We start from the raw sequence: 23,728 nt of genomic DNA on the forward strand, positions 1-23,728 counted from the left end.
CGCCTGGTAAGCAGAGTTTTTGAAATGTAAGGCCTTTGAATAAGACAAAAGGCTGCCTCATCGCTAACTTTGCAACAGTGCCATACTGTGTAGTATCATAATGCATAAATCACGATTTTTGATACTGACATTCAGTACCGTTTTGGGTGGTATCAAAACTCATAACATTTGAGACGGTTAAAAAGAGAACAGAACACCCGTTTACGAAAGGATGCGTGATGGCTGCTGATTTTCTGACCGACAAACAGACACAGAACTACGGGCGTTATGCCGCAGAGCCAAACGAGATCCAGCTGGCACGGTATTTTCATCTTGATGAGCGAGACCTTACTTTCATCAACCTGCGTAGGGGCAGGCATAACCGGTTGGGAATTGCCCTTCAACTCACAACTGCCCGCTTTCTGGGAACCTTCTTGTCCGATCTCATGCAAATACCGCCCGGTGTCCAGTTTTATGTCGCAAGGCAACTTAACATCCGCTATCCAGAGATCATTTCCCGCTATGCTCAAAGGGAAAACACACGTTGGGAGCACCACGGGCTTATCAGGCAGCACTATAGCTATCATGATTTCGGTGATTTCCCGTGGTCGTTCAGACTGAAGCGATTGCTGTATACCCGTGCATGGCTCAGTAATGAACGCCCCGGACTGATGTTCGATTTTGCCACCGCGTGGTTGCTTCAAAATAAAGTGTTGTTGCCAGCCGCATCCACCCTGACGAGAGTCATTGGTGAAATCCGTGAGCGTGCGACCCGCCGCTTGTGGCGAAAATTGGCCGCGCTGCCAAACCGTTGGCAGACCGCACAACTGGCTGGGTTACTTGAAATCCCCGAAGGACAGCGACTCTCAGTGATGGAGCACCTAAAAAGAGGCCCTGTCACTATCAGCGGCCCCGCGTTCACTGAAGCACTTGAACGTTACACTCGCCTGCGCAGCCTGGAGTTTTCCTGTCTGAATTTCACTGGGCTGCCCGCCATACAGCTCCGCAATCTGGCACGCTATGCCGGAATGGCATCGGTGAAATATATCAGCAGAATGCCAGAAGAACGGCGGCTGGCGATCCTTACCGCATTCGTGAAAGCGCAAGAAATCTCGGCGCTGGACGAGGCCGTTGACGTGCTGGATATGCTGATCCTCAATATTACCCGGGAGGCGAAGAAAACCGGGCAGAAAAAGCGACTTAGGACGCTCAAGGATCTTGACCGCGCGGCGTTGCTGCTGGCGCGGGCATGCGCACTTTTACTTGATGAAGATACCGCCGATGATTTGCTGCGAAAGACCATATTCAGCAGTGTGTCTGTCGCCAGACTGGCAGAGTCCGTGGAAAAAGTGAATGAACTGGCCCGCCCCCAGGATACAAACTTTCAGGATGAAATGGTGGAGCAATACGGACGGGTAAGGCGTTTTTTGCCCGCACTACTGCGCGATCTGCACTTCCGTGCGGCCCCAGACGGTGAACATACCTTGGCTGCCATCCATTACCTGGCAGAGCTAAACGGCTCGAAAAAACGGATCCTGGACGATGCACCTGAACATATCATTTCAGGCCCTTGGAAACGCCTGGTGTACGATGCTGACGGTCGGATACAGCGAGCAGGTTACTCGTTGTGTCTGCTGGAGCGACTTCAGGATGCGCTACGCCGTCGTGACATCTGGTTGGAAAACAGCGATCGTTGGGGTGATCCGCGCCAAAAACTTCTTCAGGGGGAGGAATGGCAGGCGCAGCGGGTTCCAGTCTGCCGGGCATTGGGTCACCCCACTAATGGCAGTAAAGCATCGGAGCAATTGGCCGCTCAGTTAGATGAAACCTGGAAAACGGTGGCATCACGTTTTGATCGCAATACCGCCGTGGACATCTGCAATGAAGGTAAACATCCTTCGCTGACCATCAGCAGCCTGGATAAATTGGATGAACCACCGGCGCTGATACAACTGAGCAGCCGAGTCAGACAATTGCTTCCACCCGTTGACCTGACAGAACTGTTGCTCGAGATTGACGCCAGAACTGGCTTCACCCGTGAATTCAGCCATGTCAGCGAGTCAGGTGCCCGTGCGCAGGATCTGCATATAAGCCTGTGTGCGGTGATGCTGGCTGAGGCCTGCAATATCGGACATGAGCCGCTGATCAAGCACAATATCCCTGCACTGACTCGCCATCGTCTGAGCTGGGTGAAACAGAACTACATCCGAGCAGAAACGCTGGTTAGCGCCAATGCGCGGCTGGTTGATTTTCAGTCCTCGTTAGCGTTGGCAGGATACTGGGGGGCGGGGAGGTAGCCTCCGCTGATGGTATGCGTTTTGTCACGCCAGTGAAAACGGTGAATTCTGGCCCCAACAGAAAATACTTTGGTTCAGGGCGCGGCATCACCTGGTACAACTTTGTCTCTGACCAATATTCGGGTTTTCATGGCATAGTGATTCCTGGAACACTGCGGGATTCCATCTTTGTGCTGGAAGGGCTACTTGAGCAACAAACGGGACTAAACCCGGTTGAAATCATGACGGACACAGCAGGTACCAGTGACATTATCTTTGGCCTGTTCTGGCTACTGGGATACCAATTTTCACCTCGTCTGGCGGATGCGGGTGAGGCTGTGTTCTGGCGGGCCGACAAAGCAGCGAATTACGGGGCGTTGGACAAACTGGCGCGGGGTTGTGTTGACCTTTCTAAAATCGAAAGCCACTGGGATGAGATGATGCGGGTTGCCGGTTCGCTGAAGCTGGGCACTATTCATGCGTCAGAACTCATTCGATCGCTATTGAGAAGTACCCGACCGTCAGGGCTTGCTCAGGCAATAATGGAGGTCGGAAGAGTTAACAAGACACTGTATCTTCTCAACTATATTGATGATGAGGACTATCGTCGCCGGATCCTAACACAGTTGAACCGGGGTGAAGGCCGCCATGCCGTTGCAAGAGCCATCTGCTACGGTCAGCGTGGCGAGATCAGAAAACGTTACCGCGAGGGGCAGGAAGATCAGTTGGGTGCGCTGGGTCTGGTGACAAACGCAGTGGTGCTGTGGAATACGCTTTATATGCAGGAAGCCTTGTCGCACCTGCGCAGCATCGGGGAAGGGCCAGAGGATGAACATATCGCGCGGCTTTCGCCTCTGATGCACGGTCATATCAACATGCTGGGACATTATACGTTCACACTACCGGAGGATATTATGAAGGGGGAATTGAGGCCGTTAAATCTCAATTTAAACAATGAATTATCTCCTTAGCGTGGTTTTTTACATCATTGGCCCTCAAACCCCATGATGATGGTTTCGAAACGTCTTAAGGCCAAAGACTATCGAACGGTTTCCACGGGATTTAACGTCCTGAGCTCTAAGCCAGGGCTGATAACTTTGGCCATAGCCCACTCCTATGCCGTCACCTAGCGCATTTTCATAATCCAAATAGGATTTGAGACGCCTACCCCTACCCATGATCGTACCCAAAAAACGACATTGATACGTACCTATATGTGCATTTTATAGTCTCCAACCCTATAACCACACATTCAGTAAGCATACAACATTAGCGTCGTTTTTTGAGAATGGTTACAACTTTAGTGCTTTGTGTACAACTTTATTGTCTTCGGACAGTAGGACCCTCTAAAACCAATAGAATTTACGTAGAAACGCGTTTAGTAAAGGCTTTACTAATTACTAATGACTAACATATTAGCACTTTCAGATCTGTCAGCAATAACCCCGGGCGGCGAAATAATGAGAAGAGTTCTTCCGGAGAGCCTTTTCTTTCTATCTGATTGATTTTTAACACTTTTAAATGTCAGCTTTATGTAAACCTGTGGGATTTACTCCTAATTAAATCCCATAGTATGAAAATTAGGCATTTGCAAACCTTAATGACGTGACGTTGTCACGTAAATCAATGGAATTTAGTCTCTAGTAAAGAGTTAACTAGTGACTAACTGCCTGATCGGTGTGCTTGAACGGTGCACTTCAGGCCGGATATAAAAATTGATGAGAGATATACAGAAAATGATGGACCGGCTTAATAGGGGTCTGACGCTCAGTGGAACGAAAACTCACGTTAAGCAACGTTTTCTGCCTCTGACGCCTCTTTTAATGGTCTCAGATGTCCTTTGGTCACCAGTTCTGCCAGCGTGAAGGAATAATGGCCGAGCATATTGATATGTCCGTGGCAAAGCGGGGAGAGGCGTGCGATATCTTCATCATTCAGTGTTTCACCCTGCGCCCGGAGATGATCCAGGGCTGCCTGCATATAAATAGTGTTCCATAACACGACGGCGTTAGTGACCAGCCCCAGTGTGCCCAGTTGATCTTCCTGACCGTCGGTATATCGTTTTCTTATCTCACCTTTTTGACCGTGACAGATGGCTCTGGCAACGGCATGGCGACTTTCTCCCCGATTAAGCTGGGTCAGAATGCGCCGGCGGTAATCTTCATCATCAATATAATTAAGCAGATACAGCGTTTTGTTGATGCGCCCCACTTCAATGATTGCCTGAGTCAGTCCGGAAGGACGTTCACTTTTCAGCAATGAACGGACCAGCACTGAAACCTGTACTTTGCCCAGCTTCAGGGAGCCAGCGGTCCGGATCATTTCGTCCCACTGAAGGACTATTTTTCGGGGATCTGATTGCCCTCTGGCAATATCATTCAGCACGCCATAGTCGGCATCATGGTCCATTCGCCAGAAAACCGAAGCACCGGCATCAGCCAGGCGTGGAGAAAACTGGTATCCCAGCAGCCAGAAAAGGCCAAAGACAAGTTCGCTGGCACCTGCTGTATCGGTCATAATTTCGGTTGGATTCAGCCCGGTCTCCTGTTCCAGAAGACCTTCCAGCACAAAGATAGAGTCCCTCAGCGTCCCCGGTATAACGATGCCATGAAAGCCGGAATACTGATCGGACACAAAGTTGTACCAGGTGATCCCTCTGTTATTACCAAAGTATTTGCGGTTCGGTCCGGCATTGATTGTTCTGACTGGCGTAACAAAGCGCATTCCATCTGCAGATGCCACTTCTCCTCCACCCCATATCTGTGCCAGTGGCAGCGTTGCCTGAAAATCAACCAGTCTGGCATTAGCGCTGGTGATAGTTTCAGCCCGCAGATAGTTCGCTTTTGTCCAGTTCAGCCGGTGTCGGGTCAGTGCAGGAACATTTGATCTGATCAGTGGTTCCAGACCGATATTGCAGGCTTCAGCCATCAGCACGGCGCTGATGCTGACGGGCAGATCATCAACTCTGGCACTGGCTTCACTAGCATGGAAAAACTCATCAGCAAATCCGGTATGGGCGTTAATTTCGAGCAGCAACTCCGTTAAATCCACCGGAGGGAGTAGATCACTGATCATTTTGCTCAGTCGTTTCAGACTGTCCGGCTCATCAAGACTGGCGAGGGGAGAAATTGTCAACCGGGGCTTCGGGCCAGAAACATCGAGTTCGACAGCCTCATTTTCGCAAAGACGTGCAGCAACCTGTCTGTAACGACTATCAAGCTGATGACCCAGAGATTTTATTGCTTCCTGCGGGTCTGTCGGGTGCCCCAAAGAACGATAAACCTTAATCCGGTTTGCCTGCCAGTCAGCACCCTGTAGTAATCTTGCACGAGGATCTCCCCACCGGTTACTGCCGGTAACGTAGACATCCCTCCGCCTCAGACTATCCTGCAGTTTACTGAGAAAGCAGAGCGTGTATCCCCTGCGGGTGATATGTTTTTCCTTGTTAATCACCAGCCGTTTCCATGACCGACTGATAATTTCCGTTGGTGCGTCGTCAAAAAACTGCCGCCGTGAGCTGAACTCCCGGCTGAGGTAGTCACAGGCATTCAGAGTGGTAACCCCGGCAGGTGCGGATGAAAATTTAACGGTATTCAGCAGATGGGGCAGGAAACGACGAACGCGCCCGTACTGCTCCACCATTTCTTCATGAAAATTATCGTCTGAGGGCCGGGCAATTTCACGGACAAGCGTGATGATTTCAGCCAGCTTTTGCCTTGGGATGTAGCTGAACACCTCAGCACGAATCGATTCGTCCGGTGTTTCTTCTTTCAGCAGGTACGAACATGCGCTGGCGAGCGCCAATGCAGATTTATCCAGATCCTTCAGCGAGCGGAGCCGTTTTTTCTGCCCAATCTTTCTGGCGTCACGGATGATAACGGCCAGCATGGCGTCCAGAACGTCCAATGCATCATCCAGCGCCAGCGTTTCCCATGCAAGGACAAAGGCAACCAGAACCGCCATCCTTTTCTGCGGTGACATCCTGGCAATATTGAACACCGAAGTCATACCAGCATAACGTGCGAGATTTTTCAGGCGCACAGCCGGGAGTGTACTCAGGTTTTCAGCATGCAGGCCAAAATCGTTCAGAGTTTTCCAGCGTTCAATTGCTTCATTAAACGCCGGACCACTGATGGTCACAGGGCCCTTTTTCAGTGATTCCAGTAAAGACAGGCGGCTGCAATCAGTTGGCCCCAGCAGCATCTCCAGCTGTGAACGCTGTTCGGCTGACGGTATCAGTGCCAGTTTGTTCCACAGGCGCAACGTCGCCTTTTCCCTTACCTCTGAAATCAACCGGGTCAGCGTAGTGGCTCCGGGGAGAATAATACGATGTTGCATAAGCCACCCTGTCGCCAGATCGAAAAGCAGGCCAGGACGTTCGTTGCTTATCCAGCTCCGGGTATATAAAAGACGGGTAAGGCGAAATGTCCAGGGCCAGGCAAATTCACGATACTGATAGTGCTGACGTATCAGCGCTGCATGCTCACGGCGGGTATTTTCCCTCTGACCGTATTCTGCAAGAACGGTGATATCACGAATCCCGAGCTGTCTGGCGGTAAAATGCCGGACGCCGGAAGGAATATGATTCATATCGGTGAGGAAGGTGCCCAGAAAACGGACACATCCAATTTGCAGGGCAATGCCCAGACGGTTGTGATCACCTCTGCTTTTTCCGATAAATTCCTTGTCTGCTTCATCAAGGTGAAAATATCGTGCCAGCTGAAGCTCATCCGGTTCACCGGTGAATCTGCCATAGCTTTCAGTCTGCTCAGTGGTCAGAAAGTCAACGGGCATATCGGCCTCCCTGCCTGACGGGCATTTAGTAACATTTTTCCAACCGTACGAAATGTTATAAATTATCGGACATCGTAAAACTGTTACATTAATATGTCTATTAAATCGTAAATTTGTAATAATAGACATGAGTTGTCCGATATTCGATTTAAGGTACATTTTTATGCGACTTTTTGGTTACGCTCGGGTCTCAACCAGTCAGCAGTCTCTTGATCTTCAGGTCAGAGCACTCAAAGACGCAGGTGTGAAAGCAAACCGTATATTTACCGATAAGGCATCCGGCAGTTCAACAGACCGGGAAGGGCTGGATTTGCTGAGGATGAAGGTGGAGGAAGGTGATGTCATTCTGGTTAAGAAGCTCGACCGTCTTGGCCGCGACACTGCCGATATGATCCAACTGATAAAGGAATTTGACGCTCAGGGCGTGGCAGTCCGGTTCATTGATGACGGGATCAGTACCGACGGTGATATGGGGCAAATGGTGGTCACCATCCTGTCGGCTGTGGCACAGGCTGAACGCCGGAGGATCCTAGAACGCACGAATGAGGGCCGACAGGAAGCAAAGCTGAAAGGAATCAAATTTGGCCGCAGGCGTACCGTGGACAGGAACGTCGTGCTGACGCTTCATCAGAAGGGCACTGGTGCAACGGAAATTGCTCATCAGCTCAGTATTGCCCGCTCCACGGTTTATAAAATTCTTGAAGACGAAAGGGCCTCGTGATACGCCTATTTTTATAGGTTAATGTCATGATAATAATGGTTTCTTAGACGTCAGGTGGCACTTTTCGGGGAAATGTGCGCGGAACCCCTATTTGTTTATTTTTCTAAATACATTCAAATATGTATCCGCTCATGATACAATAACCCTGGTAAATGCTTCAATAATATTGAAAAAGGAAGAGTATGAGTATTCAACATTTTCGTGTCGCCCTTATTCCCTTTTTTGCGGCATTTTGCCTTCCTGTTTTTGCTCACCCAGAAACGCTGGTGAAAGTAAAAGATGCTGAAGATCAGTTGGGTGCACGAGTGGGTTACATCGAACTGGATCTCAACAGCGGTAAGATCCTTGAGAGTTTTCGCCCCGAAGAACGTTTTCCAATGATGAGCACTTTTAAAGTTCTGCTATGTGGTGCGGTATTATCCCGTGTTGACGCCGGGCAAGAGCAACTCGGTCGCCGCATACACTATTCTCAGAATGACTTGGTTGAGTACTCACCAGTCACAGAAAAGCATCTTACGGATGGCATGACAGTAAGAGAATTATGCAGTGCTGCCATAACCATGAGTGATAACACTGCTGCCAACTTACTTCTGACAACGATCGGAGGACCGAAGGAGCTAACCGCTTTTTTGCACAACATGGGGGATCATGTAACTCGCCTTGATCGTTGGGAACCGGAGCTGAATGAAGCCATACCAAACGACGAGCGTGACACCACGATGCCTGCAGCAATGGCAACAACGTTGCGCAAACTATTAACTGGCGAACTACTTACTCTAGCTTCCCGGCAACAATTAATAGACTGGATGGAGGCGGATAAAGTTGCAGGACCACTTCTGCGCTCGGCCCTTCCGGCTGGCTGGTTTATTGCTGATAAATCTGGAGCCGGTGAGCGTGGGTCTCGCGGTATCATTGCAGCACTGGGGCCAGATGGTAAGCCCTCCCGTATCGTAGTTATCTACACGACGGGGAGTCAGGCAACTATGGATGAACGAAATAGACAGATCGCTGAGATAGGTGCCTCACTGATTAAGCATTGGTAACTGTCAGACCAAGTTTACTCATATATACTTTAGATTGATTTAAAACTTCATTTTTAATTTAAAAGGATCTAGGTGAAGATCCTTTTTGATAATCTCATGACCAAAATCCCTTAACGTGAGTTTTCGTTCCACTGAGCGTCAGACCCCTAATAAGCCAGCCTTTCTTGGGATGATTGATGATGTTGAACACGCTATAAAGCGAAAATGCCCCTTTTTAACCTATAGGTTGGGCACTATGAGTAAGATACAATCAAATCGCCAGTCAGATGGCTAATTTCATTTTGACCAAAGCGGGCTATTTCAAGCGTTATCGCTGAGACGAGGCTTCAATGACAAGTACACTTGACCCATCACACAAGCAAATTGAAATGTGGCGCAGAGCTACCGGTTCCGAAGGTGGACTCAACGAATACCGCAACTGGGTTCTGGAAAATAGTATGAGATTTACAGCATACGGTATCCATACCGTTATCGTCGAAGGTGAGGCGAAGCATATAACAGCGCTTGATGATGTTACCCTCTGTAACGAGTGGGCGAAGCTTAAAAGAGAAAACAATAGGCTTTACGCAGCAAATGAAAAAATTTGCTCTGGCTGGCGTGGTTTTGTGTTGCGTTTGTTAGGAATAACACTGTCATGCAGAAAACCGGTCATCTTACTGGGGGCAGACGCGAAGAATCAAAATGATGCCGTGAAAGGGGCTGATTTGTAATTTTCAGGCGAGCCCACCGTTCTTAGAAAGCTGTTCTATGGGTATGTAAGGAAGATAATGTTCTCTGAACGCTCAGTACACTTAATCACTTCCTGTACAAAGGGCAAGAATCATCAGGGCCACGTCTGGCCGACATTGGACATAGATCCAAAACAAACCCCGGACGACGCAGCATATGCCTGGAGTAACATTGTAGACGACGCCAGAAGTAATCAGGCGGTACCGGCATTGTCCTTGTATTCAGGTAATCACTGGTCTACGGCAAAGGAAATTTTAAACTCAACCAGAAATCTGGAGTTGTGGATAATCTCTGCCGGGATGGGGTTTTTAAATAGTCGAGATCGGGTGCCCTCTTACGAGGCGACATTTCATCAAGTACCATTCAGGCATGATCTCTGGTGGAAAGCCATCACAAAATCACTAGGAAAGCATAACCGTTGCGCAACTATAAGCCAGTTAATGCAGTCCAGTCCGAATGATGAATATTTGATTGCGGCTTCGCCTGTTTATATTGCTGCTGTCCAGAATGACATCCTGAAGGGCATTGAGAGTTTGACTCATCCTCTTACGCAACTAACGATCGTGACATCAGGGGCATATGCTGGCCCACTTGAAGAATACTTAATTAAGAGTTCTTCTAGGATGATGAAAGAGCTAGAGTGCAATATGGTGTGCCTGAATATAAAACTGGCTCAATACATACTTAAAAGTGGTAGTCGTTAGAACTAGACTGTTAATGATACAATTCTCCTGTTATTTTATTTTTATAAAAGGTCTCAAATATGCTCAAAAACAGATTTTCTTTATTGTGTCTTGCTGTGGCATCGTCACTTACTCTTACTGCTTGCGATGTAGTTGATGCTGCCTATGACGAGACTTTAAATGATAATGCACCCGAAATTGTAATAGCTGGAGGATTCAAAATTGATATCCAAGGTAATGCAGTTCCGGTTGAGGGATATGATAATTGCTCTTTGAATACTCTTCAGGGAAGCGTTGATACGGATAAATCAAATTGTATTGTTCTGGATAGAACACGTAAAAAAGTACCGGTTCTAGTTCATTTGTCATCCGGTCCCGTCAAAGAAGAATGGAAGATCGAGCACCAGGTTGAAAAAACCAAATCCGGCAAAAATTTCATCCAAACTCGTATGATTAGACCTGACGGTAACTTTGTAGTGCCTGCATCCTCAGAACGAGGGATCTTTAGTGGCAAACATTACAGTCAAGCCAGCTAAGTCAAGTCTATCCGTTCAAACAGAAAAAGGTTTCTTAAAAATGACGTTATCCGCTGCATTGCAAGGCACTTTTAAAGAGATGAGGAAAGACAATACAGTAGGCATCACAGTTCAAACTTGTTCAGATATTTTTGACAGCAATGTTCCTCCGGCTTATGTTTTCTGGCTTTATCGTCTCAAAGCGGGAGAAACTTTGCCGCGCGGAAGGTTCTTCAGAAAAAGAAAGCCAATCATCAATGTTATGGCAGTTGTTCATGATGCTGCATTCGAAAAATAACTGCGCTATCAGGAAAGTTACTTTTATGAACGTAATTGCAGCTGGAATTTTTTGCTTTATTTTTTACCCTACAGCTTTCGCTTATGCTTGTTATAAAAAGAGATGGCTAGAGTGGATTTTTCTTACTTTAATTATAATTTTTGCTTCTGCCATTTCGATTCAACAATACAATGAAGCGAATTTTGTAAGTGAGTTAAATTACCCTATGTTTATCTCCGCCATATATGGCCTGTCACTGGCATGGTTTCCTTTTCCGATTGCTTATGTTGTTCTGCGCTTCCTTCTTGATGATTTACAGCATGAGTACCCTAAACAGTGAGCAGATTTTAAGACTCATGAACAACATCGAAAGCACGAAACAGTCTGCACAAGGAAGATAAGGAGTATTCTTAGCAAGATATCTTTGTACCTGAAGACATAAAGCTGGCATCTTTTTCCTTATAGAGTGTATTATGATTAAGTAAATCCTTATCAAAGAATTAGAAAGTGAGGTCGTATGTCTGAAGCACTCAAATCGTTAAACAATATTCGTACTCTTCGCGCCCAGGGCCGCGAGCTGCCTTTAGAAGTACTTGAGGAAATCCTCGAAAAGCTTAATGTCATTGTTGATGAGCGTCGTCAGGAAGAATCATCCAAAGCTGCCGAACTGCAAGCTCGTCAGGAGAAACTTGACGCCCTGCGTAAGTTAATGGAAGAAGATGGTATCAACCCGGAAGAGCTGCTTGGCTCATTCCAGGCCAAATCTACGGCTACCAAGAAAAGCCGTGAACCACGCCCGGCCAAATACTCATTTACTGATGAAAATGGCGAAACAAAAACGTGGACTGGACAGGGCCGTACCCCCAAAGCTCTGGCAGAACAAATTGCAGCCGGTAAAAGTCTTGATGATTTCCTGATCTAACTTTTGCCACCAGTTTTGATAGAGGCCACTTCGGTGGCCTTTTCTCATACGGAATCAATTTCAGGTACAGAACATATGAAAAATTCAGAACCTAAGAGCTGTGATCCCTATGTGGACAGTTTGATTAGAAATGCAGATGCAAAGGAAGCCAGGTCATTTCTCAAAATATTGAAGCCCTTACCATTCCTTATCGTTATCATCGCTGTATTCTTTTTTTGGGTATCGTTTTCCCGTTTATTATCCCAGGTCGCGTAAAACCTTTTTAAAGACTCTTCTTTACCAGATATGCTCCCTCACCGGGATGGTTTCAACCTCTTCAGTTTCCCATATTGGCAAAACCTTCAGGAAATAAGACGATACCCTCCACGCTTTCCATTAAAGCGGGATGACGACGCCCAGTTCTTACGACCAGACTCCACGTTTTCGATTAGGATGCCTTTGGGCCCTTCTAACGAGGCCACCTCAACAACTCGCACTTTCCGGATCAGTCTTGGATCCACTTCTTCCCAGATCTGGCCAACTGTAATATCTTTTTGGGTTTGCATTTAATCTCTCGCTGTCATTTAGTGAACAAGACTAATCCTCGCCGTGGTTCAGCTTATGGCTTTATTTACGCTGACGATCCTTAGCCTTAAATTTTTGCCATCGTATCCGAAGGTTTTCGATGTTAACCGGAACCTGCATGCGTGTCGTCTCTATCTCATTCCCATGCCATTTCAGGAGATCATCATCCAACTCCCGGGCCTCCCGGCTGAAGTAAATTTTCATAGTGTCAGGGTTTATGGCGCAATGGTCATTGTCGAACAGTGTATGGATATCACGGCGAAGTAAAATTCCGTTCGTTACGTCGGGAATGCCTTCTTCATGACGTGGCGTTAAGTGCGCGGCCTCAGTACGCCAGGGGGACCTTACGCCGGTGACAACACATCGCCCGTAGCAATTCAACCTAACATCCCGGGCGAAAGGACCTTGGTCAGGACTGGTGACAGAAGTACATTCCTGGCCCTCTTTGTAGATACGCTTCGGGAAGTCGATAGTGGTTTGAGCTGTTTGGGAAAGTGACACATACGTAACCCCTTTGTATCTCTTTATCCCACCATTAAAAGTGGTAGGAATCGAGCTGGTTATGGCCACCAGTTTCACATCGCCCATTTCGACGATCTTAAGGCTCTTATTAGCGGCTACATGTAACTGGATGAATTTACCTACGTACACATCATGGTTCTCATCTTGTCTTTCAACACACAGAACGACATGGTCGAAGGTTCTCTTGTCAGAGATTACCCAGTTGCCGGTTTTCACACGGCCTGCTTCACTCACCCCTGCGGTAAGATCGGGTATGAGCGTCCCCTGCATGCCGTCAGTTCGAATTGAAAGAATTTCACCCGATAAACCCAGCTCTGCAAGCTCACTAATAAACGGTCTTTTCATCCGGCTTACCGGTTTTGGCTTCGTCATTTTCATCTTTGCTGTAACACCTCAGTACCCCATTGCTCGTTCCTGGCGGGACAGCCGTTCATCAGCAGCCTGAAGACGCTCATCACGCCGCCGTGCTGCCAGAACCCGTCGTTCTGAAAAAGACATAGCCGCTACGTTTGGTACGCTGAGCTTACCGTCACCGGCACAAACGTCACAGCGAACATCAAATGCTCCGGCAAAATACTTTTCACGCATTTCTGGCTCCCACTCAGCCATTTCTGATTGGGTGAATCCATTTTCAAAGGCCGGGTTTTCCATGGTCCCGTGGCCTTCGCACTGGTGACAGATTATGTACTTAAATTTGCGCATGTAACGCTCCTGTATATGATGGATGAACCACTCTCGTTCAGGGTTATGGCGAAATGTTTATCGCCGCAGCGAGAGATTCAGTCTTGCTATCAATATTCCTGAAGGTTGTCCGCCTGATTTCAGGGAAAGCATTCATTCACTGGCCGGTTCTACCTTATTATTCATACAGATTAAAGTAGTTGTGCCTACTACTGCGGTCACCTTCCTTGACAAAGTAAGCAAAGTTTGAAAAATTTAACACCGACGAAAGGCCATACCTTCGTTAGTGTGCGAAAGCCGCTTGCGAGCGACGGAATAGGTGAAAGCTTTAGTCAGGGTTAATTACCCTGTCTGCGGTGATGGGATGGCTCAGGCGTATATCATCACTCCTTCCAAAGTCCGTACACACTCTTTCAGCCTTTGCAGAAATGCAGGGGCTGTTTCATATCAGACAAGCGCAATGAAATTTTCAAATGCTTTCCAGAAATTCAAAGGCCTTAAGCTTTATCTGTATCTTACGGTCCCCGCACGGAAAGTAACTTTCCTGAACAGGAACCGCCTTGCCAGCCTTAACTTTCTAAACGGTTAAAGTTACACCAGGCTGTAAATGGTGAAACAGTTTTTGAAGCCCATGAAACACCGCTGTCGGAAAGATAACTAGCCCCAAGACGTCTAACTTCTTTTTGATGTAGAGCTAATTCTTTCGGATCGGCAATATCTTCCACCACGCTCATCATGGCAATCTGAACTCCGGGAGATGCCATTTTATAAGCTGTCGAGCTTGCAACTGAATTTTTCAGGATTGCCAATCTTTCTTTTTCTGGTCGCCCGTTGTCAGACGTATTCGCGTACGTTGTACCCGCAACTAACAATGGAAGACTGGCGTTGGCACAGAACTGCATAACGCGTTTTTGCTGGAGCTGTAATTCAGTGGCTGCAAATGCTTTACTGCATCCGAGGATCCCGATAATCATCACTAATGCTGTTTTATACATAAAATTGAAACCGTCCTTATTGAACTTTAAATGTTGCGGTTAACACTGTGTGGAGATGTATGGACTGGATAATACCCACATGCCTGCGCCTGCCAGTATACCGGCTCAGGTATTAAACCTAAGAGATCTGGTGCACCGGATTTTACCTTTTCATTTCGGTTTTATCTTGAGCCTGGCTCTTGAGTTTAAATTTAAAGGTATGGCGCATGCAGGTTTCACTGACGGGTTTTCACACATCCCGGCTGTAACCCATCATTGTTCATGAGCCAGGCCCTGGTATCCTGCCCAGCGTACGGCCAGCCGCTCTAAGTCCAGATCGTACACCAGCGGTGTGATTTTACGGCCTTCAAACAGCTCGCCCAGCTCAATGCCTGGCTTAAAATGAACGGTCAGGGTGGCCGGATCTATGCCCATAAGATCGGCATCAAACAGAGCATGCATTGTTGGAGTCATCAGGATGCCATTAGACGGATTGTACCGGGTTCCATGTTCAATGTGTGCCGCATCCAGGACACCGCCATTAACCCAACCGGTTACCGCACAACGGCCCGCGAAATTCTCGATGAGCAGAGCTTTAAATTTACCCTGTGCCACGCCACTACGTTGCGTCACTACGCGCTCGCAGTGCTCACCCTGGATATCTAGGGGTCGTCTCAGAATTCGGAAAATAAAGCACGCTAAGGCGTAGTCACCCCGTGACTCCCCCGCGCCGATGCAGCGAGCTTCGTTCCGTCTTGCAGTGACGCAATCAGCGGGCAGGAAACGTTCCCTTTCCGCGCATGGCAGGCGCACACCAGTTCAGACAGCACGGCCTCCATGCGTGCCAAGTCGGCCATCTTCTCGCGCACATCCTTGAGCTTGTGCTCGGCCAGGCCGCTGGCTTCCTCGCAATGGGTGCCATCCTCCAGCCGCAGTAGCTCGGCGATTTCGTCCAGGCTAAAGCCCAGCCGCTGGGCCGATTTCACGAACCGCACTCGTGTTACATCCGCCTCGCCATAGCGGCGAATGCTGCCATAGGGCTTGTCTGGCTCCGGCAGCAGGCCCTTGCGCTGGTAGAACCGGATGGTCTCCACATTGACCCCGGCCGCCTTGGCAAAAACGCCAATGGTCAGATTCTCAAAATTAATTTGCATATCGCTTGACTCCGTACATAACTACGGAAGTAAGCTTAAGCTATCCAAACCAAATTTGAAAGGACAAGCGTATGTCTGAACCACAAAAGTCTGAACCACAAAACGGGCGCGGCGCGCTCTTCGCCGGTGGGCTGGCCGCCATTCTTGCGTCGGCCTGCTGCCTGGGGCCGCTGGTTTTGATCGCCTTGGGGTTCAGCGGGGCATGGATCGGCAACCTGACGGTGCTGGAACCCTATCGCCCGATCTTCATCGGCGCAGCGCTGGTCGCGCTGTTTTTCGCCTGGCGGCGCATCTACCGCCCGGCGCAAGCCTGCAAACCGGGTGAGGTCTGCGCGATTCCCCAAGTGCGAGCTACTTACAAGCTCATTTTCTGGATCGTGGCCGCGCTGGTCCTGGTCTCGCTCGGATTTCCCTACGTCATGCCATTTTTCTATTAATCACAGGAGTTCATCATGAAAAAACTGTTTGCCGCCCTCGCCCTCGCTGCCGTTGTTGCCCCCGTGTGGGCCGCCACCCAGACCGTCACGCTGTCCGTGCCTGGCATGACCTGCGCCTCTTGCCCGATCACTGTCAAGCACGCGCTTTCCAAGGTTGAGGGCGTGAGCAAGACCGACGTAAGTTTCGACAAGCGCCAGGCCGTCGTCACCTTCGACGATGCCAAGACCAACGTCCAGAAGTTGACCAAGGCGACCGAGGACGCGGGCTATCCGTCCAGCCTCAAACGCTGATCCGTTAACCGAACTCGGGAGCGACACATGGGACTCATCACGCGCATCGCTGGCAAAACCGGCGCGCTCGGCAGCGTCGTTTCCGCGATGGGCTGCGCCGCCTGTTTTCCTGCCATCGCCAGCTTTGGCGCGGCCATCGGACTGGGCTTCTTGAGCCAGTACGAGGGGCTATTCATTGGCATCCTGCTGCCGATGTTCGCCGGCATCGCGTTACTCGCCAATGCTATCGCTTGGCTCAATCATCGACAGTGGCGACGCACGGCGCTCGGCACGATAGGCCCGATCTTGGTGCTGGCAGCGGTGTTTTTAATGCGGGCTTACGGCTGGCAGAGCGGTGGACTGCTCTATGTCGGCCTGGCCTTGATGGTTGGGGTGTCGGTCTGGGATTTCATCTCGCCAGCACATCGCCGCTGCGGGCCGGACAGCTGTGAATTGCCAGAACAACGTGGCTGACGGCAACAGCCGTAGCCACCACAGAAAAGGAAAAATACATGACCACCCTGAAAATCACCGGGATGACCTGCGACTCGTGCGCGGCTCACGTCAAGGAAGCCTTGGAGAAAGTGCCCGGCGTGCAATCGGCGCTGGTGTCCTATCCGAAGGGCACAGCGCAACTCGCCATTGAGGCGGGCACGTCATCGGATGCGCTGACTACCGCCGTGGCCGGACTGGGCTACGAGGCAACGCTTGCCGATGCGCCACCGACGGACAACCGCGCCGGCCTGCTCGACAAGATGCGCGGCTGGATAGGGGCCGCTGATAAGCCCAGTGGCAACGAACGCCCGTTGCAGGTCGTCGTCATTGGTAGCGGTGGAGCCGCGATGGCGGCAGCACTGAAGGCCGTCGAGCAAGGCGCGCAGGTCACGCTGATTGAGCGCGGCACCATCGGCGGCACCTGCGTCAACGTCGGTTGTGTGCCGTCCAAGATCATGATCCGCGCCGCCCACATCGCCCATCTGCGCCGGGAAAGCCCATTCGACGGCGGCATGCCACCCACACCGCCGACGATCTTGCGCGAGCGGCTGCTGGCCCAGCAGCAGGCCCGTGTCGAAGAACTCCGTCATGCCAAGTACGAAGGCATCCTGGACGGCAATTCAGCCATCACCGTTCTGCACGGTGAAGCGCGTTTCAAGGACGACCAGAGCCTTATCGTTAGTTTGAACGAGGGTGGCGAGCGCGTCGTGATGTTCGACCGCTGCCTGGTCGCCACGGGTGCCAGCCCGGCGGTCCCGCCGATTCCGGGCTTGAAAGAGTCACCCTACTGGACTTCCACCGAGGCCCTGGCGAGCGACACCATTCCCGAACGCCTTGCCGTAATCGGCTCGTCGGTGGTGGCGCTGGAGCTGGCGCAAGCCTTTGCCCGGCTGGGCAGCAAGGTCACGGCCCTGGCGCGCAATACCTTGTTCTTCCGTGAAGACCCGGCCATCGGCGAGGCGGTGACAGCCGCTTTCCGTGCCGAGGGCATCGAGGTGCTGGAGCACACGCAAGCCAGCCAGGTCGCCCATATGGACGGTGAATTCGTGCTGACCACCACGCACGGTGAATTGCGCGCCGACAAGCTGCTGGTCGCCACCGGCCGGACACCGAACACGCGCAGCCTGGCATTGGAAGCGGCGGGGGTAGCCGTCAATGCGCAGGGGGCCATCGTCATCGACAAGGGCATGCGCACCAGTAGCCCGAACATCTACGCGGCCGGCGACTGCACCGACCAGCCGCAGTTCGTCTATGTGGCGGCAGCGGCCGGCACTCGTGCGGCGATCAACATGACTGGCGGCGATGCGGCCCTGGACCTGACCGCAATGCCGGCCGTGGTGTTCACCGACCCGCAGGTCGCCACCGTGGGCTACAGCGAGGCGGAAGCACATCACGACGGGATCGAGACCGACAGTCGCCTGCTAACACTGGATAACGTGCCGCGTGCGCTTGCCAACTTCGACACACGCGGCTTCATCAAGCTGGTCATCGAGGAAGGTAGCGGACGGCTCATCGGCGTGCAAGCGGTGGCCCCGGAAGCGGGTGAACTGATCCAGACGGCGGTGCTCGCCATTCGCAACCGTATGACCGTGCAGGAACTGGCCGACCAATTGTTCCCCTACCTGACCATGGTCGAAGGGCTGAAGCTCGCGGCGCAGACCTTCAGCAAGGACGTGAAGCAGCTTTCGTGCTGCGCCGGATGAGGAAAAGGAGGTGTTCAATGAGCGCCTACACAGTGTCCCGGCTGGCCCTTGATGCCGGGGTGAGCGTGCATATCGTGCGCGACTACCTGCTGCGCGGATTGCTACGGCCGGTCGCGTACACCACGGGCGGCTACGGCTTGTTCGATGACACCGCGTTGCAACGGCTGCGCTTTGTACGGGCTGCCTTCGAAGCGGGTATCGGCCTGGACGCACTGGCGCGGCTGTGCCGGGCGCTGGATGCTGCGGACGGTGACGGTGCGTCTGCGCAGCTTGCCGTGTTGCGGCAACTCGTCGAGCGTCGGCGCGAGGCCCTGGCCAGCCTCGAAATGCAACTGGCCGCCATGCCAACCGAACCGGCACAGCACGCGGAGAGTCTGCCATGAACAGCCCAGAGCACTTGCCGTCTGAGACGCACAAACCGATCACCGGCTACTTGTGGGGCGCGCTGGCCGTGCTCACCTGTCCCTGCCATTTGCCGATTCTCGCCATTGTGCTAGCCGGCACGACGGCCGGCGCGTTCATCGGGGAGCACTGGGGTATTGCAGCCCTCACGCTGACCGGCTTGTTTGTCCTGTCTGTGACGCGGCTGCTGCGGGCCTTCAAGGGAAGATCATGACCGCTTCCCAGCCAGCCGAGAGTGGGCAGCTTTGAGCTTCGCTACCAATCTGGAGGAGTACCACCATGAACGCAAACGCCCCGAACACTGCCAGTTGCACCACCTGCTGCGTATGCTGCAAAGAAATTCCGCTCGATGCCGCCTTCACCCCGGAAGGCGCGGAATACGTCGAACATTTCTGCGGGCTGGATTGCTATGAACGCTTCCAGGCACGCGCCAAGGCCGCGACAGAATCTGACATTGCGCCTGTCCCTGGCGGTTCGCAGCCGTCAGATTGAGGCATAGCTTAACCGGACACCTCGGCCTCTGTGCCTTTACTGCTTTTCGGTACAACCGTCAAGAACAGGCAGAGCGCTCCGATAGTTATCGCCACATCAGCGAGGTTGAAGGCGGGCCAGTGCGCAAGTCGCCAATGGAAGTCAAGGAAATCAACAACCTGTCCACGCAGCACACGATCCGCGACATTGCCCAGCGCACCGCCGAGGATCAGGCTGTAGCCCATCGCTTCGAGACGTGGCCGTTGCTGGCACAGCATGCGCCCCAGCCAAGCAGAAACAGCCAGACCCAGCGTGATGAAAAAGTAACGTTGCCAGCCACCAGCGTTCGCCAAAAAGCTGAATGCCGCACCCGGATTCAGGACATGAACGAGGTTGAAAAACGGGGTGATTTCGACTTGCTCACCGTAGGCAAACGTGCGGATGATGGCGAACTTCGTGAGCTGATCGGTCATGACAGCACTGGCGGCCACGGTGAACCAGACCCAAGCCGATGTGCGGCGGGCCGATTGCCACACAGGGGCGGCCAACGGCAGCAACCACCCGGCGAGTGCCGTGCAGCTCCATCCCAGCGTCCACCCCGCCAACACATCGGCCGGAAAGTGCATTCCGGCCGCGATGCGCGACCAGCCGACCAATGTGGCGTACAGCATTAAACTGAGACGACCACGGCGGCCCATCAAAGGCCAGAGCGCACCGACCACCATCGCGGCATAGGTGGCATGCCCGCTGGGCAGGCTGTAGTGAAGCTCTTTGTCCCCGATGACGCGCGCCAGGTCGCCAAGGACGGCAGGCGGGCGTGGAAAGTCGAACCATAGCTTCAAGGCGGTGGCGACCAATAACGCCAGCAAGAAGGCCGCGCTAAAACCAATAAGGCGATGCCGAACGGCCGTACCACGCGCCGGGTTTGTAGCCGATTTCGACCACCACCACAGACCCAACAGCATCAGCGGCGCTGTCCAGTAACTTCCCACGAGGCCAAAGAACCATGCCAGTGGTTTCAGCGTGGCGGGCGTGCCTGTGTTGATGGCTTGAAACAACGCGATGTTCAGGCCACCCCAGTCATAGAGAAAGAGTTTCCAGCTCATCGGCGCAACAACCTCAAGCCGTTGCCGACAACAAGCAAGCTGGCACCCATATCGGCGAACACAGCCATCCACATGGTCGCGTGACCCGTGAAGGTGAGCACCAAAAATACCGCCTTGATGCCAAGGGCCAGCACAATGTTTTGCATCAGCACCTGTGCTGTCGCACGCGACAGGCGCACGAAGGTCGGAATCTTGCGCAGGTCATCGTCCATCAGGGCCACGTCGGCGGTTTCAATAGCGGTATCTGTGCCCGCCGCTCCCATTGCAAAGCCAATGTCCGCACGCGCCAAGGCCGGTGCGTCGTTGATGCCATCACCGACCATGCCAACCTTGCCGTTTCTGGACAATTGCTCCACTTCGCGCAGTTTGTCGTCGGGCAGTTGGTTGCCTTGCGCGCGGTCAATGCCGGCTTGTGCGGCGATGGCCTGTGCCGTGTGGGGGTTATCGCCGGTCAACATCACGGTGTTGATGCCCAGAGCATGCAGCTCGGCGATGGCTCTCTTGCTGCTGTCCTTGATGGTGTCCGCAACGGCGAATAAGCCATGTACCCCTTTTGCGCCCACCAGCATCACGACGGTCTTGCCAGCGGTTTCCAGCGCAGCGATGCGCTGCTCCAGCTCTGGTGTGCACTGCCCCAGCTCTTCGAGCATCCGGTGGTTGCCCAGATGGTAGGTCGCACCGTTGATTTGGCCTTGCACACCCCGACCGGGCAGCGCGTTGAATTCGGCCACGTCGAGCAAGGCAACCCCGTCCGTCTGCGCGGCCTGTGCCACCGCCTTGGATACAGGATGGTCCGAGCGGGCCGCCAGACTGGCAGCGATGCTGCGGCTGTCCGAGGCGAGTGCATTGCCCCATGTGACAAAGTCGGTCTGTGCGGGCTTGCCGTGCGTGATCGTGCCGGTCTTGTCCAGAGCCAGCCAGCGCAGCTTGCGGCCTTCTTCCAGATAGACGCCACCTTTGATGAGAATGCCGTGGCGGGCGGCGGCGGCCAGGCCGCTGACGATGCTGACCGGTGTAGAGATCACCAGTGCGCACGGGCAGGCGACCACCAGCAGAACCAATGCACGGTAGATCCAGTCGAGCCATGCCGCACCCATGAACAGCGGCGGCAACAACGCGACGGCGATGGCAACGCCGAATACAACGGGGGTGTACCAGCGGGCGAACTGATCGACAAAACGCTGAGTCGGCGCACGACTACCTTGCGCAGCCTCTACCGCGTGAATGATCCGGGCCAAAGTGGAGTTGTTGGCCAAGGCGGTGACGCGGTACTCGAACGAGCCGGATTCGTTGATCGTGCCAGCGAACACCGAATCACCGGGGGATTTTTCGACCGGGAGGCTTTCACCCGTGATCGGGGCTTGGTTGACGGCAGAGCGGCCTTCCAGCACCTCACCATCAAGGGCGATGCGCTCACCTGGTTTGACCCGGACGCGGGCGCCGATGGTGATTTGCTTGGCGCCCACCTCGCGCCATGTGCCGTCAGCCTGCTGTACCGTGGCCTGTTCCGGGGTCAGGTCGAGCAGGCCACGGATAGCGTTACGAGCGCGATCCAGCGATTTGGCTTCGATTACCTCGGCCAGCGCGAACAGTACCATCACCATTGCCGCTTCGGGCCAGTGGCCGATCAACATGGCACCCGTGACCGCAATCGACATGAGGGCGTTCATGTTGAGATTACGGTTCTTGAGCGCGATCCACCCCTTCTTGTAGGTGGAGAGGCCACCCGTGAAGACCGCGACAAGCGCCAGAACGACAACCGACCAGTGATTGCCGTTGTGGAGCCAGTAGACCGCCTCGGCCGCCGATGCAGTGACCAAGGAGATGCCCAGCGGCCACCAGTTGGTCGGCGTGGTCACAGGGGCGGCGGATGGAGATGCGACCTCTGCCGTGTCCACGACCTGCGCCTCGAATCCAAGCGCTTGCAGTGCCACGAGCACGTCTGGCAGAACCTGGTTCGCATGGCGTACCGACAGCGTGCGCTGCATCAGGTTGAAATCGAGATCAGCAACACCGGCCACGGTGCCGAGCTTGTTGCGGATCAACGTCTCTTCGGTCGGGCAATCCATCTTGGCAATGGACAGCTTGGTCGTCTGCTCGGCCGACGCCTGATCCATGCGCACAGCTTGCATGCCGATGGCCTTCAGCGCCTGCTCGACGGGAGACAACGAAGGCAATTCGTGTCGCACGGTCAAGGTACGTTGCATCAGGTTGAATTCAAGACCCGCCACCCCCGCCAGACCGGCCAGTTTGCTTCGGATCAGCGCCTCTTCGGTCGGGCAATCCATGTTCTCGATGCGGTACACCGCTTGAGCCGATCCGGTTGCCAGCGGGGCCGGTGCCGTGGGTTGGATGATCGGCTCAGTCGTGCAGCCACACCCCTTTGAAGCGCATTCGCTCATGAGTAACTCCTGAAAATCTTCTATTCAGCCTCCATTAAAATCTCTATAGTCACTATAGAGTCAAGTGATAATTGGAGATTGATGCATGGAAATCAGAATTGGCGACCTCGCCAAGCGCTCTGGGTGCGAGGTCGTGACCATCCGCTACTACGAGAAGGAAGGGCTACTGCCAAAGCCAGCGCGAAGCGGTGGCAACTTTCGGTTGTACGGTGAGGCGCACATTGAGCGCTTGCAATTCATCCGTCATTGCCGTTCGCTCGACATGACGTTGAGCGAGATTCGCGCATTGCTGGGTCTGCGAGACAACCCGATGCAGGACTGTGGGGAGGTCATCACGCTGCTGGAGGCCCATATTCAACAGGTGGAAATGCGTGTGTCCGCGCTGTTGCAGTTAAAACGGCACTTGGTTGATTTGCGCGAGAAGTGTTCTGGCTCTCGATCTGTAGAGGCGTGCGGCATTTTGCAAGGGTTGGGCAATTGCCATGGTGAAAGTGCCACGAACAGTCAAACATCTGGGTAAGTAAGGGCTTAGCGTGCTTTATTTAATGAGATGGTCACTCCCTCCTTCCCGGTACTATGCTGAGGACAGGCTTTCATTCGGAGAACTA

General features: G+C 52.5%; 25 protein-coding genes and 2 pseudogenes. 18 read left to right on the top strand and 9 right to left on the bottom strand.

Features of this window, described 5'->3' with window-relative positions:
* The first annotated feature begins 218 nt into the window (after positions 1–218).
* Positions 219–3,226, top strand: a pseudogene (locus ACOTYB_RS23185) (Tn3 family transposase).
* Between the two features lie 36 nt (positions 3,227–3,262).
* Here ACOTYB_RS23185 and ACOTYB_RS23190 read toward each other — a convergent pair.
* Positions 3,263–3,433: pseudogene (locus ACOTYB_RS23190) on the bottom strand (transposase); the annotation flags it as partial.
* Between the two features lie 610 nt (positions 3,434–4,043).
* Entirely contained in the window at positions 4,044–7,049 is a 3,006-nt protein-coding gene (locus tag ACOTYB_RS23195) for a Tn3-like element Tn3 family transposase (RefSeq protein ID WP_001143760.1), read from the bottom strand.
* A 163-nt stretch (positions 7,050–7,212) separates the two neighbouring features.
* Here ACOTYB_RS23195 and ACOTYB_RS23200 point away from each other — a divergent pair, with 163 nt between their 5' ends.
* From ACOTYB_RS23200 to ACOTYB_RS23235, 8 genes are all read left to right on the top strand, one after another.
* Positions 7,213–7,770, top strand: coding sequence for a recombinase family protein (locus ACOTYB_RS23200; protein ID WP_001235713.1), 558 nt, complete (start codon positions 7,213–7,215; stop codon positions 7,768–7,770).
* A gap of 182 nt (positions 7,771–7,952) precedes the next feature.
* Entirely contained in the window at positions 7,953–8,813 is an 861-nt protein-coding gene (locus ACOTYB_RS23205; RefSeq protein ID WP_000027057.1) for a broad-spectrum class A beta-lactamase TEM-1, read from the top strand.
* A gap of 329 nt (positions 8,814–9,142) precedes the next feature.
* Entirely contained in the window at positions 9,143–9,523 is a 381-nt protein-coding gene (locus ACOTYB_RS23210) for a hypothetical protein (RefSeq protein WP_001371925.1), read from the top strand.
* Positions 9,524–9,580: 57 nt separating this feature from the next.
* A complete protein-coding gene (locus ACOTYB_RS23215; protein WP_000490638.1) occupies positions 9,581–10,246 on the top strand; it encodes a hypothetical protein in 666 nt (221 codons plus the stop codon).
* A gap of 59 nt (positions 10,247–10,305) precedes the next feature.
* Positions 10,306–10,761, top strand: coding sequence for a hypothetical protein (locus tag ACOTYB_RS23220; RefSeq protein ID WP_000916941.1), 456 nt, complete (start codon positions 10,306–10,308; stop codon positions 10,759–10,761).
* Complete coding sequence (locus ACOTYB_RS23225; RefSeq protein WP_223152485.1) at positions 10,733–11,038, top strand: hypothetical protein; 306 nt, start codon at positions 10,733–10,735, stop codon at positions 11,036–11,038. The genes ACOTYB_RS23220 and ACOTYB_RS23225 overlap by 29 nt, the downstream gene beginning before the upstream one ends.
* Before the next feature lie 25 nt (positions 11,039–11,063).
* Positions 11,064–11,357 (top strand): hypothetical protein, encoded by a 294-nt coding sequence (locus ACOTYB_RS23230; protein ID WP_001100635.1) that lies wholly within the window; start codon positions 11,064–11,066, stop codon positions 11,355–11,357.
* A 177-nt stretch (positions 11,358–11,534) separates the two neighbouring features.
* Complete coding sequence (locus ACOTYB_RS23235) at positions 11,535–11,939, top strand: H-NS family nucleoid-associated regulatory protein (protein ID WP_001287391.1); 405 nt, start codon at positions 11,535–11,537, stop codon at positions 11,937–11,939.
* A gap of 606 nt (positions 11,940–12,545) precedes the next feature.
* Here the strand turns inward: ACOTYB_RS23235 and ACOTYB_RS23240 are convergent.
* The 4 genes from ACOTYB_RS23240 to ACOTYB_RS23255 form a co-directional block, all read right to left on the bottom strand.
* The gene (locus tag ACOTYB_RS23240; RefSeq protein ID WP_000784387.1) at positions 12,546–13,403 is read right to left on the bottom strand and encodes an HNH endonuclease signature motif containing protein; all 858 of its coding nucleotides are present in this window, start codon (positions 13,401–13,403) and stop codon (positions 12,546–12,548) included.
* Between the two features lie 15 nt (positions 13,404–13,418).
* Positions 13,419–13,727 (bottom strand): hypothetical protein, encoded by a 309-nt coding sequence (locus ACOTYB_RS23245; RefSeq protein WP_001224686.1) that lies wholly within the window; start codon positions 13,725–13,727, stop codon positions 13,419–13,421.
* 548 nt (positions 13,728–14,275) lie between these two features.
* A complete protein-coding gene (locus tag ACOTYB_RS23250; protein ID WP_000278471.1) occupies positions 14,276–14,701 on the bottom strand; it encodes a hypothetical protein in 426 nt (141 codons plus the stop codon).
* Between the two features lie 252 nt (positions 14,702–14,953).
* Positions 14,954–15,154, bottom strand: a complete 201-nt coding sequence (locus ACOTYB_RS23255; RefSeq protein ID WP_065945227.1) for a hypothetical protein — start codon at positions 15,152–15,154, stop codon at positions 14,954–14,956.
* A gap of 33 nt (positions 15,155–15,187) precedes the next feature.
* Here ACOTYB_RS23255 and ACOTYB_RS23260 point away from each other — a divergent pair, with 33 nt between their 5' ends.
* On the top strand, positions 15,188–15,346 hold the full coding sequence (locus ACOTYB_RS23260) for a hypothetical protein (RefSeq protein WP_223230173.1): 159 nt from the start codon (positions 15,188–15,190) through the stop codon (positions 15,344–15,346).
* A 32-nt stretch (positions 15,347–15,378) separates the two neighbouring features.
* Here the strand turns inward: ACOTYB_RS23260 and merR are convergent, their stop codons facing one another.
* The gene (gene merR / locus ACOTYB_RS23265) at positions 15,379–15,834 is read right to left on the bottom strand and encodes an Hg(II)-responsive transcriptional regulator (RefSeq protein WP_001166628.1); all 456 of its coding nucleotides are present in this window, start codon (positions 15,832–15,834) and stop codon (positions 15,379–15,381) included.
* Positions 15,835–15,905: 71 nt separating this feature from the next.
* On the opposite strand from merR, the gene merT reads away from it, so the two are divergent.
* From merT to ACOTYB_RS23300, 7 genes are all read left to right on the top strand, one after another.
* Positions 15,906–16,271 carry a mercuric ion transporter MerT gene (gene merT, locus ACOTYB_RS23270; RefSeq protein WP_001294656.1) on the top strand — a complete coding sequence of 122 codons (366 nt, stop codon included), beginning with the start codon at positions 15,906–15,908 and terminating at the stop codon, positions 16,269–16,271.
* 15 nt (positions 16,272–16,286) lie between these two features.
* Complete coding sequence (merP, locus tag ACOTYB_RS23275; RefSeq protein WP_000732275.1) at positions 16,287–16,562, top strand: mercury resistance system periplasmic binding protein MerP; 276 nt, start codon at positions 16,287–16,289, stop codon at positions 16,560–16,562.
* A 27-nt stretch (positions 16,563–16,589) separates the two neighbouring features.
* Entirely contained in the window at positions 16,590–17,015 is a 426-nt protein-coding gene (gene merC, locus ACOTYB_RS23280) for an organomercurial transporter MerC (protein ID WP_000522996.1), read from the top strand.
* A 38-nt stretch (positions 17,016–17,053) separates the two neighbouring features.
* Positions 17,054–18,739: a mercury(II) reductase gene (merA, locus tag ACOTYB_RS23285; protein WP_000209296.1), complete on the top strand. Its 1,686-nt coding sequence runs from the start codon at positions 17,054–17,056 to the stop codon at positions 18,737–18,739.
* 17 nt (positions 18,740–18,756) lie between these two features.
* The gene (merD, locus tag ACOTYB_RS23290) at positions 18,757–19,122 is read left to right on the top strand and encodes a mercury resistance co-regulator MerD (RefSeq protein WP_001277466.1); all 366 of its coding nucleotides are present in this window, start codon (positions 18,757–18,759) and stop codon (positions 19,120–19,122) included.
* Positions 19,119–19,355 carry a broad-spectrum mercury transporter MerE gene (gene merE, locus ACOTYB_RS23295; protein ID WP_001087807.1) on the top strand — a complete coding sequence of 79 codons (237 nt, stop codon included), beginning with the start codon at positions 19,119–19,121 and terminating at the stop codon, positions 19,353–19,355. The genes merD and merE overlap by 4 nt, the downstream gene beginning before the upstream one ends.
* 65 nt (positions 19,356–19,420) lie before the next feature.
* The gene (locus tag ACOTYB_RS23300; protein ID WP_000993245.1) at positions 19,421–19,633 is read left to right on the top strand and encodes a DUF3330 domain-containing protein; all 213 of its coding nucleotides are present in this window, start codon (positions 19,421–19,423) and stop codon (positions 19,631–19,633) included.
* A gap of 8 nt (positions 19,634–19,641) precedes the next feature.
* On the opposite strand, the gene lspA is transcribed toward ACOTYB_RS23300, so the two are convergent.
* A complete protein-coding gene (gene lspA, locus ACOTYB_RS23305; protein ID WP_000118563.1) occupies positions 19,642–20,718 on the bottom strand; it encodes a signal peptidase II in 1,077 nt (358 codons plus the stop codon).
* Positions 20,715–23,120, bottom strand: coding sequence for a heavy metal translocating P-type ATPase (locus ACOTYB_RS23310; protein WP_001287661.1), 2,406 nt, complete (start codon positions 23,118–23,120; stop codon positions 20,715–20,717). The genes lspA and ACOTYB_RS23310 overlap by 4 nt, the downstream gene beginning before the upstream one ends.
* An 85-nt stretch (positions 23,121–23,205) precedes the next feature.
* Here ACOTYB_RS23310 and cadR point away from each other — a divergent pair, with 85 nt between their 5' ends.
* Positions 23,206–23,640 (top strand): Cd(II)/Pb(II)-responsive transcriptional regulator, encoded by a 435-nt coding sequence (gene cadR / locus ACOTYB_RS23315; RefSeq protein WP_000405672.1) that lies wholly within the window; start codon positions 23,206–23,208, stop codon positions 23,638–23,640.
* Positions 23,641–23,728 lie beyond the last annotated feature (88 nt).

The sequence above is a fragment of the Enterobacter cloacae complex sp. IR5450 genome (assembly GCF_049238665.1).
GTDB classification, from domain to species: Bacteria; Pseudomonadota; Gammaproteobacteria; order Enterobacterales; family Enterobacteriaceae; genus Enterobacter; species Enterobacter hormaechei_C.

Coding starts and splice junctions, on each gene's coding strand:
- ACOTYB_RS23195 (WP_001143760.1), bottom strand. CDS start 7,049: ATGCCCGTTGACTTTCTGACCACTGAGCAGACTGAAAGCTATGGCAGA.
- ACOTYB_RS23200 (WP_001235713.1), top strand. CDS start 7,213: ATGCGACTTTTTGGTTACGCTCGGGTCTCAACCAGTCAGCAGTCTCTT.
- ACOTYB_RS23205 (WP_000027057.1), top strand. CDS start 7,953: ATGAGTATTCAACATTTTCGTGTCGCCCTTATTCCCTTTTTTGCGGCA.
- ACOTYB_RS23210 (WP_001371925.1), top strand. CDS start 9,143: ATGACAAGTACACTTGACCCATCACACAAGCAAATTGAAATGTGGCGC.
- ACOTYB_RS23215 (WP_000490638.1), top strand. CDS start 9,581: ATGTTCTCTGAACGCTCAGTACACTTAATCACTTCCTGTACAAAGGGC.
- ACOTYB_RS23220 (WP_000916941.1), top strand. CDS start 10,306: ATGCTCAAAAACAGATTTTCTTTATTGTGTCTTGCTGTGGCATCGTCA.
- ACOTYB_RS23230 (WP_001100635.1), top strand. CDS start 11,064: ATGAACGTAATTGCAGCTGGAATTTTTTGCTTTATTTTTTACCCTACA.
- ACOTYB_RS23235 (WP_001287391.1), top strand. CDS start 11,535: ATGTCTGAAGCACTCAAATCGTTAAACAATATTCGTACTCTTCGCGCC.
- ACOTYB_RS23240 (WP_000784387.1), bottom strand. CDS start 13,403: ATGAAAATGACGAAGCCAAAACCGGTAAGCCGGATGAAAAGACCGTTT.
- ACOTYB_RS23245 (WP_001224686.1), bottom strand. CDS start 13,727: ATGCGCAAATTTAAGTACATAATCTGTCACCAGTGCGAAGGCCACGGG.
- ACOTYB_RS23250 (WP_000278471.1), bottom strand. CDS start 14,701: ATGTATAAAACAGCATTAGTGATGATTATCGGGATCCTCGGATGCAGT.
- ACOTYB_RS23255 (WP_065945227.1), bottom strand. CDS start 15,154: ATGACTCCAACAATGCATGCTCTGTTTGATGCCGATCTTATGGGCATA.
- ACOTYB_RS23260 (WP_223230173.1), top strand. CDS start 15,188: ATGTTCAATGTGTGCCGCATCCAGGACACCGCCATTAACCCAACCGGT.
- merR (WP_001166628.1), bottom strand. CDS start 15,834: ATGCAAATTAATTTTGAGAATCTGACCATTGGCGTTTTTGCCAAGGCG.
- merT (WP_001294656.1), top strand. CDS start 15,906: ATGTCTGAACCACAAAAGTCTGAACCACAAAACGGGCGCGGCGCGCTC.
- merP (WP_000732275.1), top strand. CDS start 16,287: ATGAAAAAACTGTTTGCCGCCCTCGCCCTCGCTGCCGTTGTTGCCCCC.
- merC (WP_000522996.1), top strand. CDS start 16,590: ATGGGACTCATCACGCGCATCGCTGGCAAAACCGGCGCGCTCGGCAGC.
- merA (WP_000209296.1), top strand. CDS start 17,054: ATGACCACCCTGAAAATCACCGGGATGACCTGCGACTCGTGCGCGGCT.
- merD (WP_001277466.1), top strand. CDS start 18,757: ATGAGCGCCTACACAGTGTCCCGGCTGGCCCTTGATGCCGGGGTGAGC.
- merE (WP_001087807.1), top strand. CDS start 19,119: ATGAACAGCCCAGAGCACTTGCCGTCTGAGACGCACAAACCGATCACC.
- ACOTYB_RS23300 (WP_000993245.1), top strand. CDS start 19,421: ATGAACGCAAACGCCCCGAACACTGCCAGTTGCACCACCTGCTGCGTA.
- lspA (WP_000118563.1), bottom strand. CDS start 20,718: ATGAGCTGGAAACTCTTTCTCTATGACTGGGGTGGCCTGAACATCGCG.
- ACOTYB_RS23310 (WP_001287661.1), bottom strand. CDS start 23,120: ATGAGCGAATGCGCTTCAAAGGGGTGTGGCTGCACGACTGAGCCGATC.
- cadR (WP_000405672.1), top strand. CDS start 23,206: ATGGAAATCAGAATTGGCGACCTCGCCAAGCGCTCTGGGTGCGAGGTC.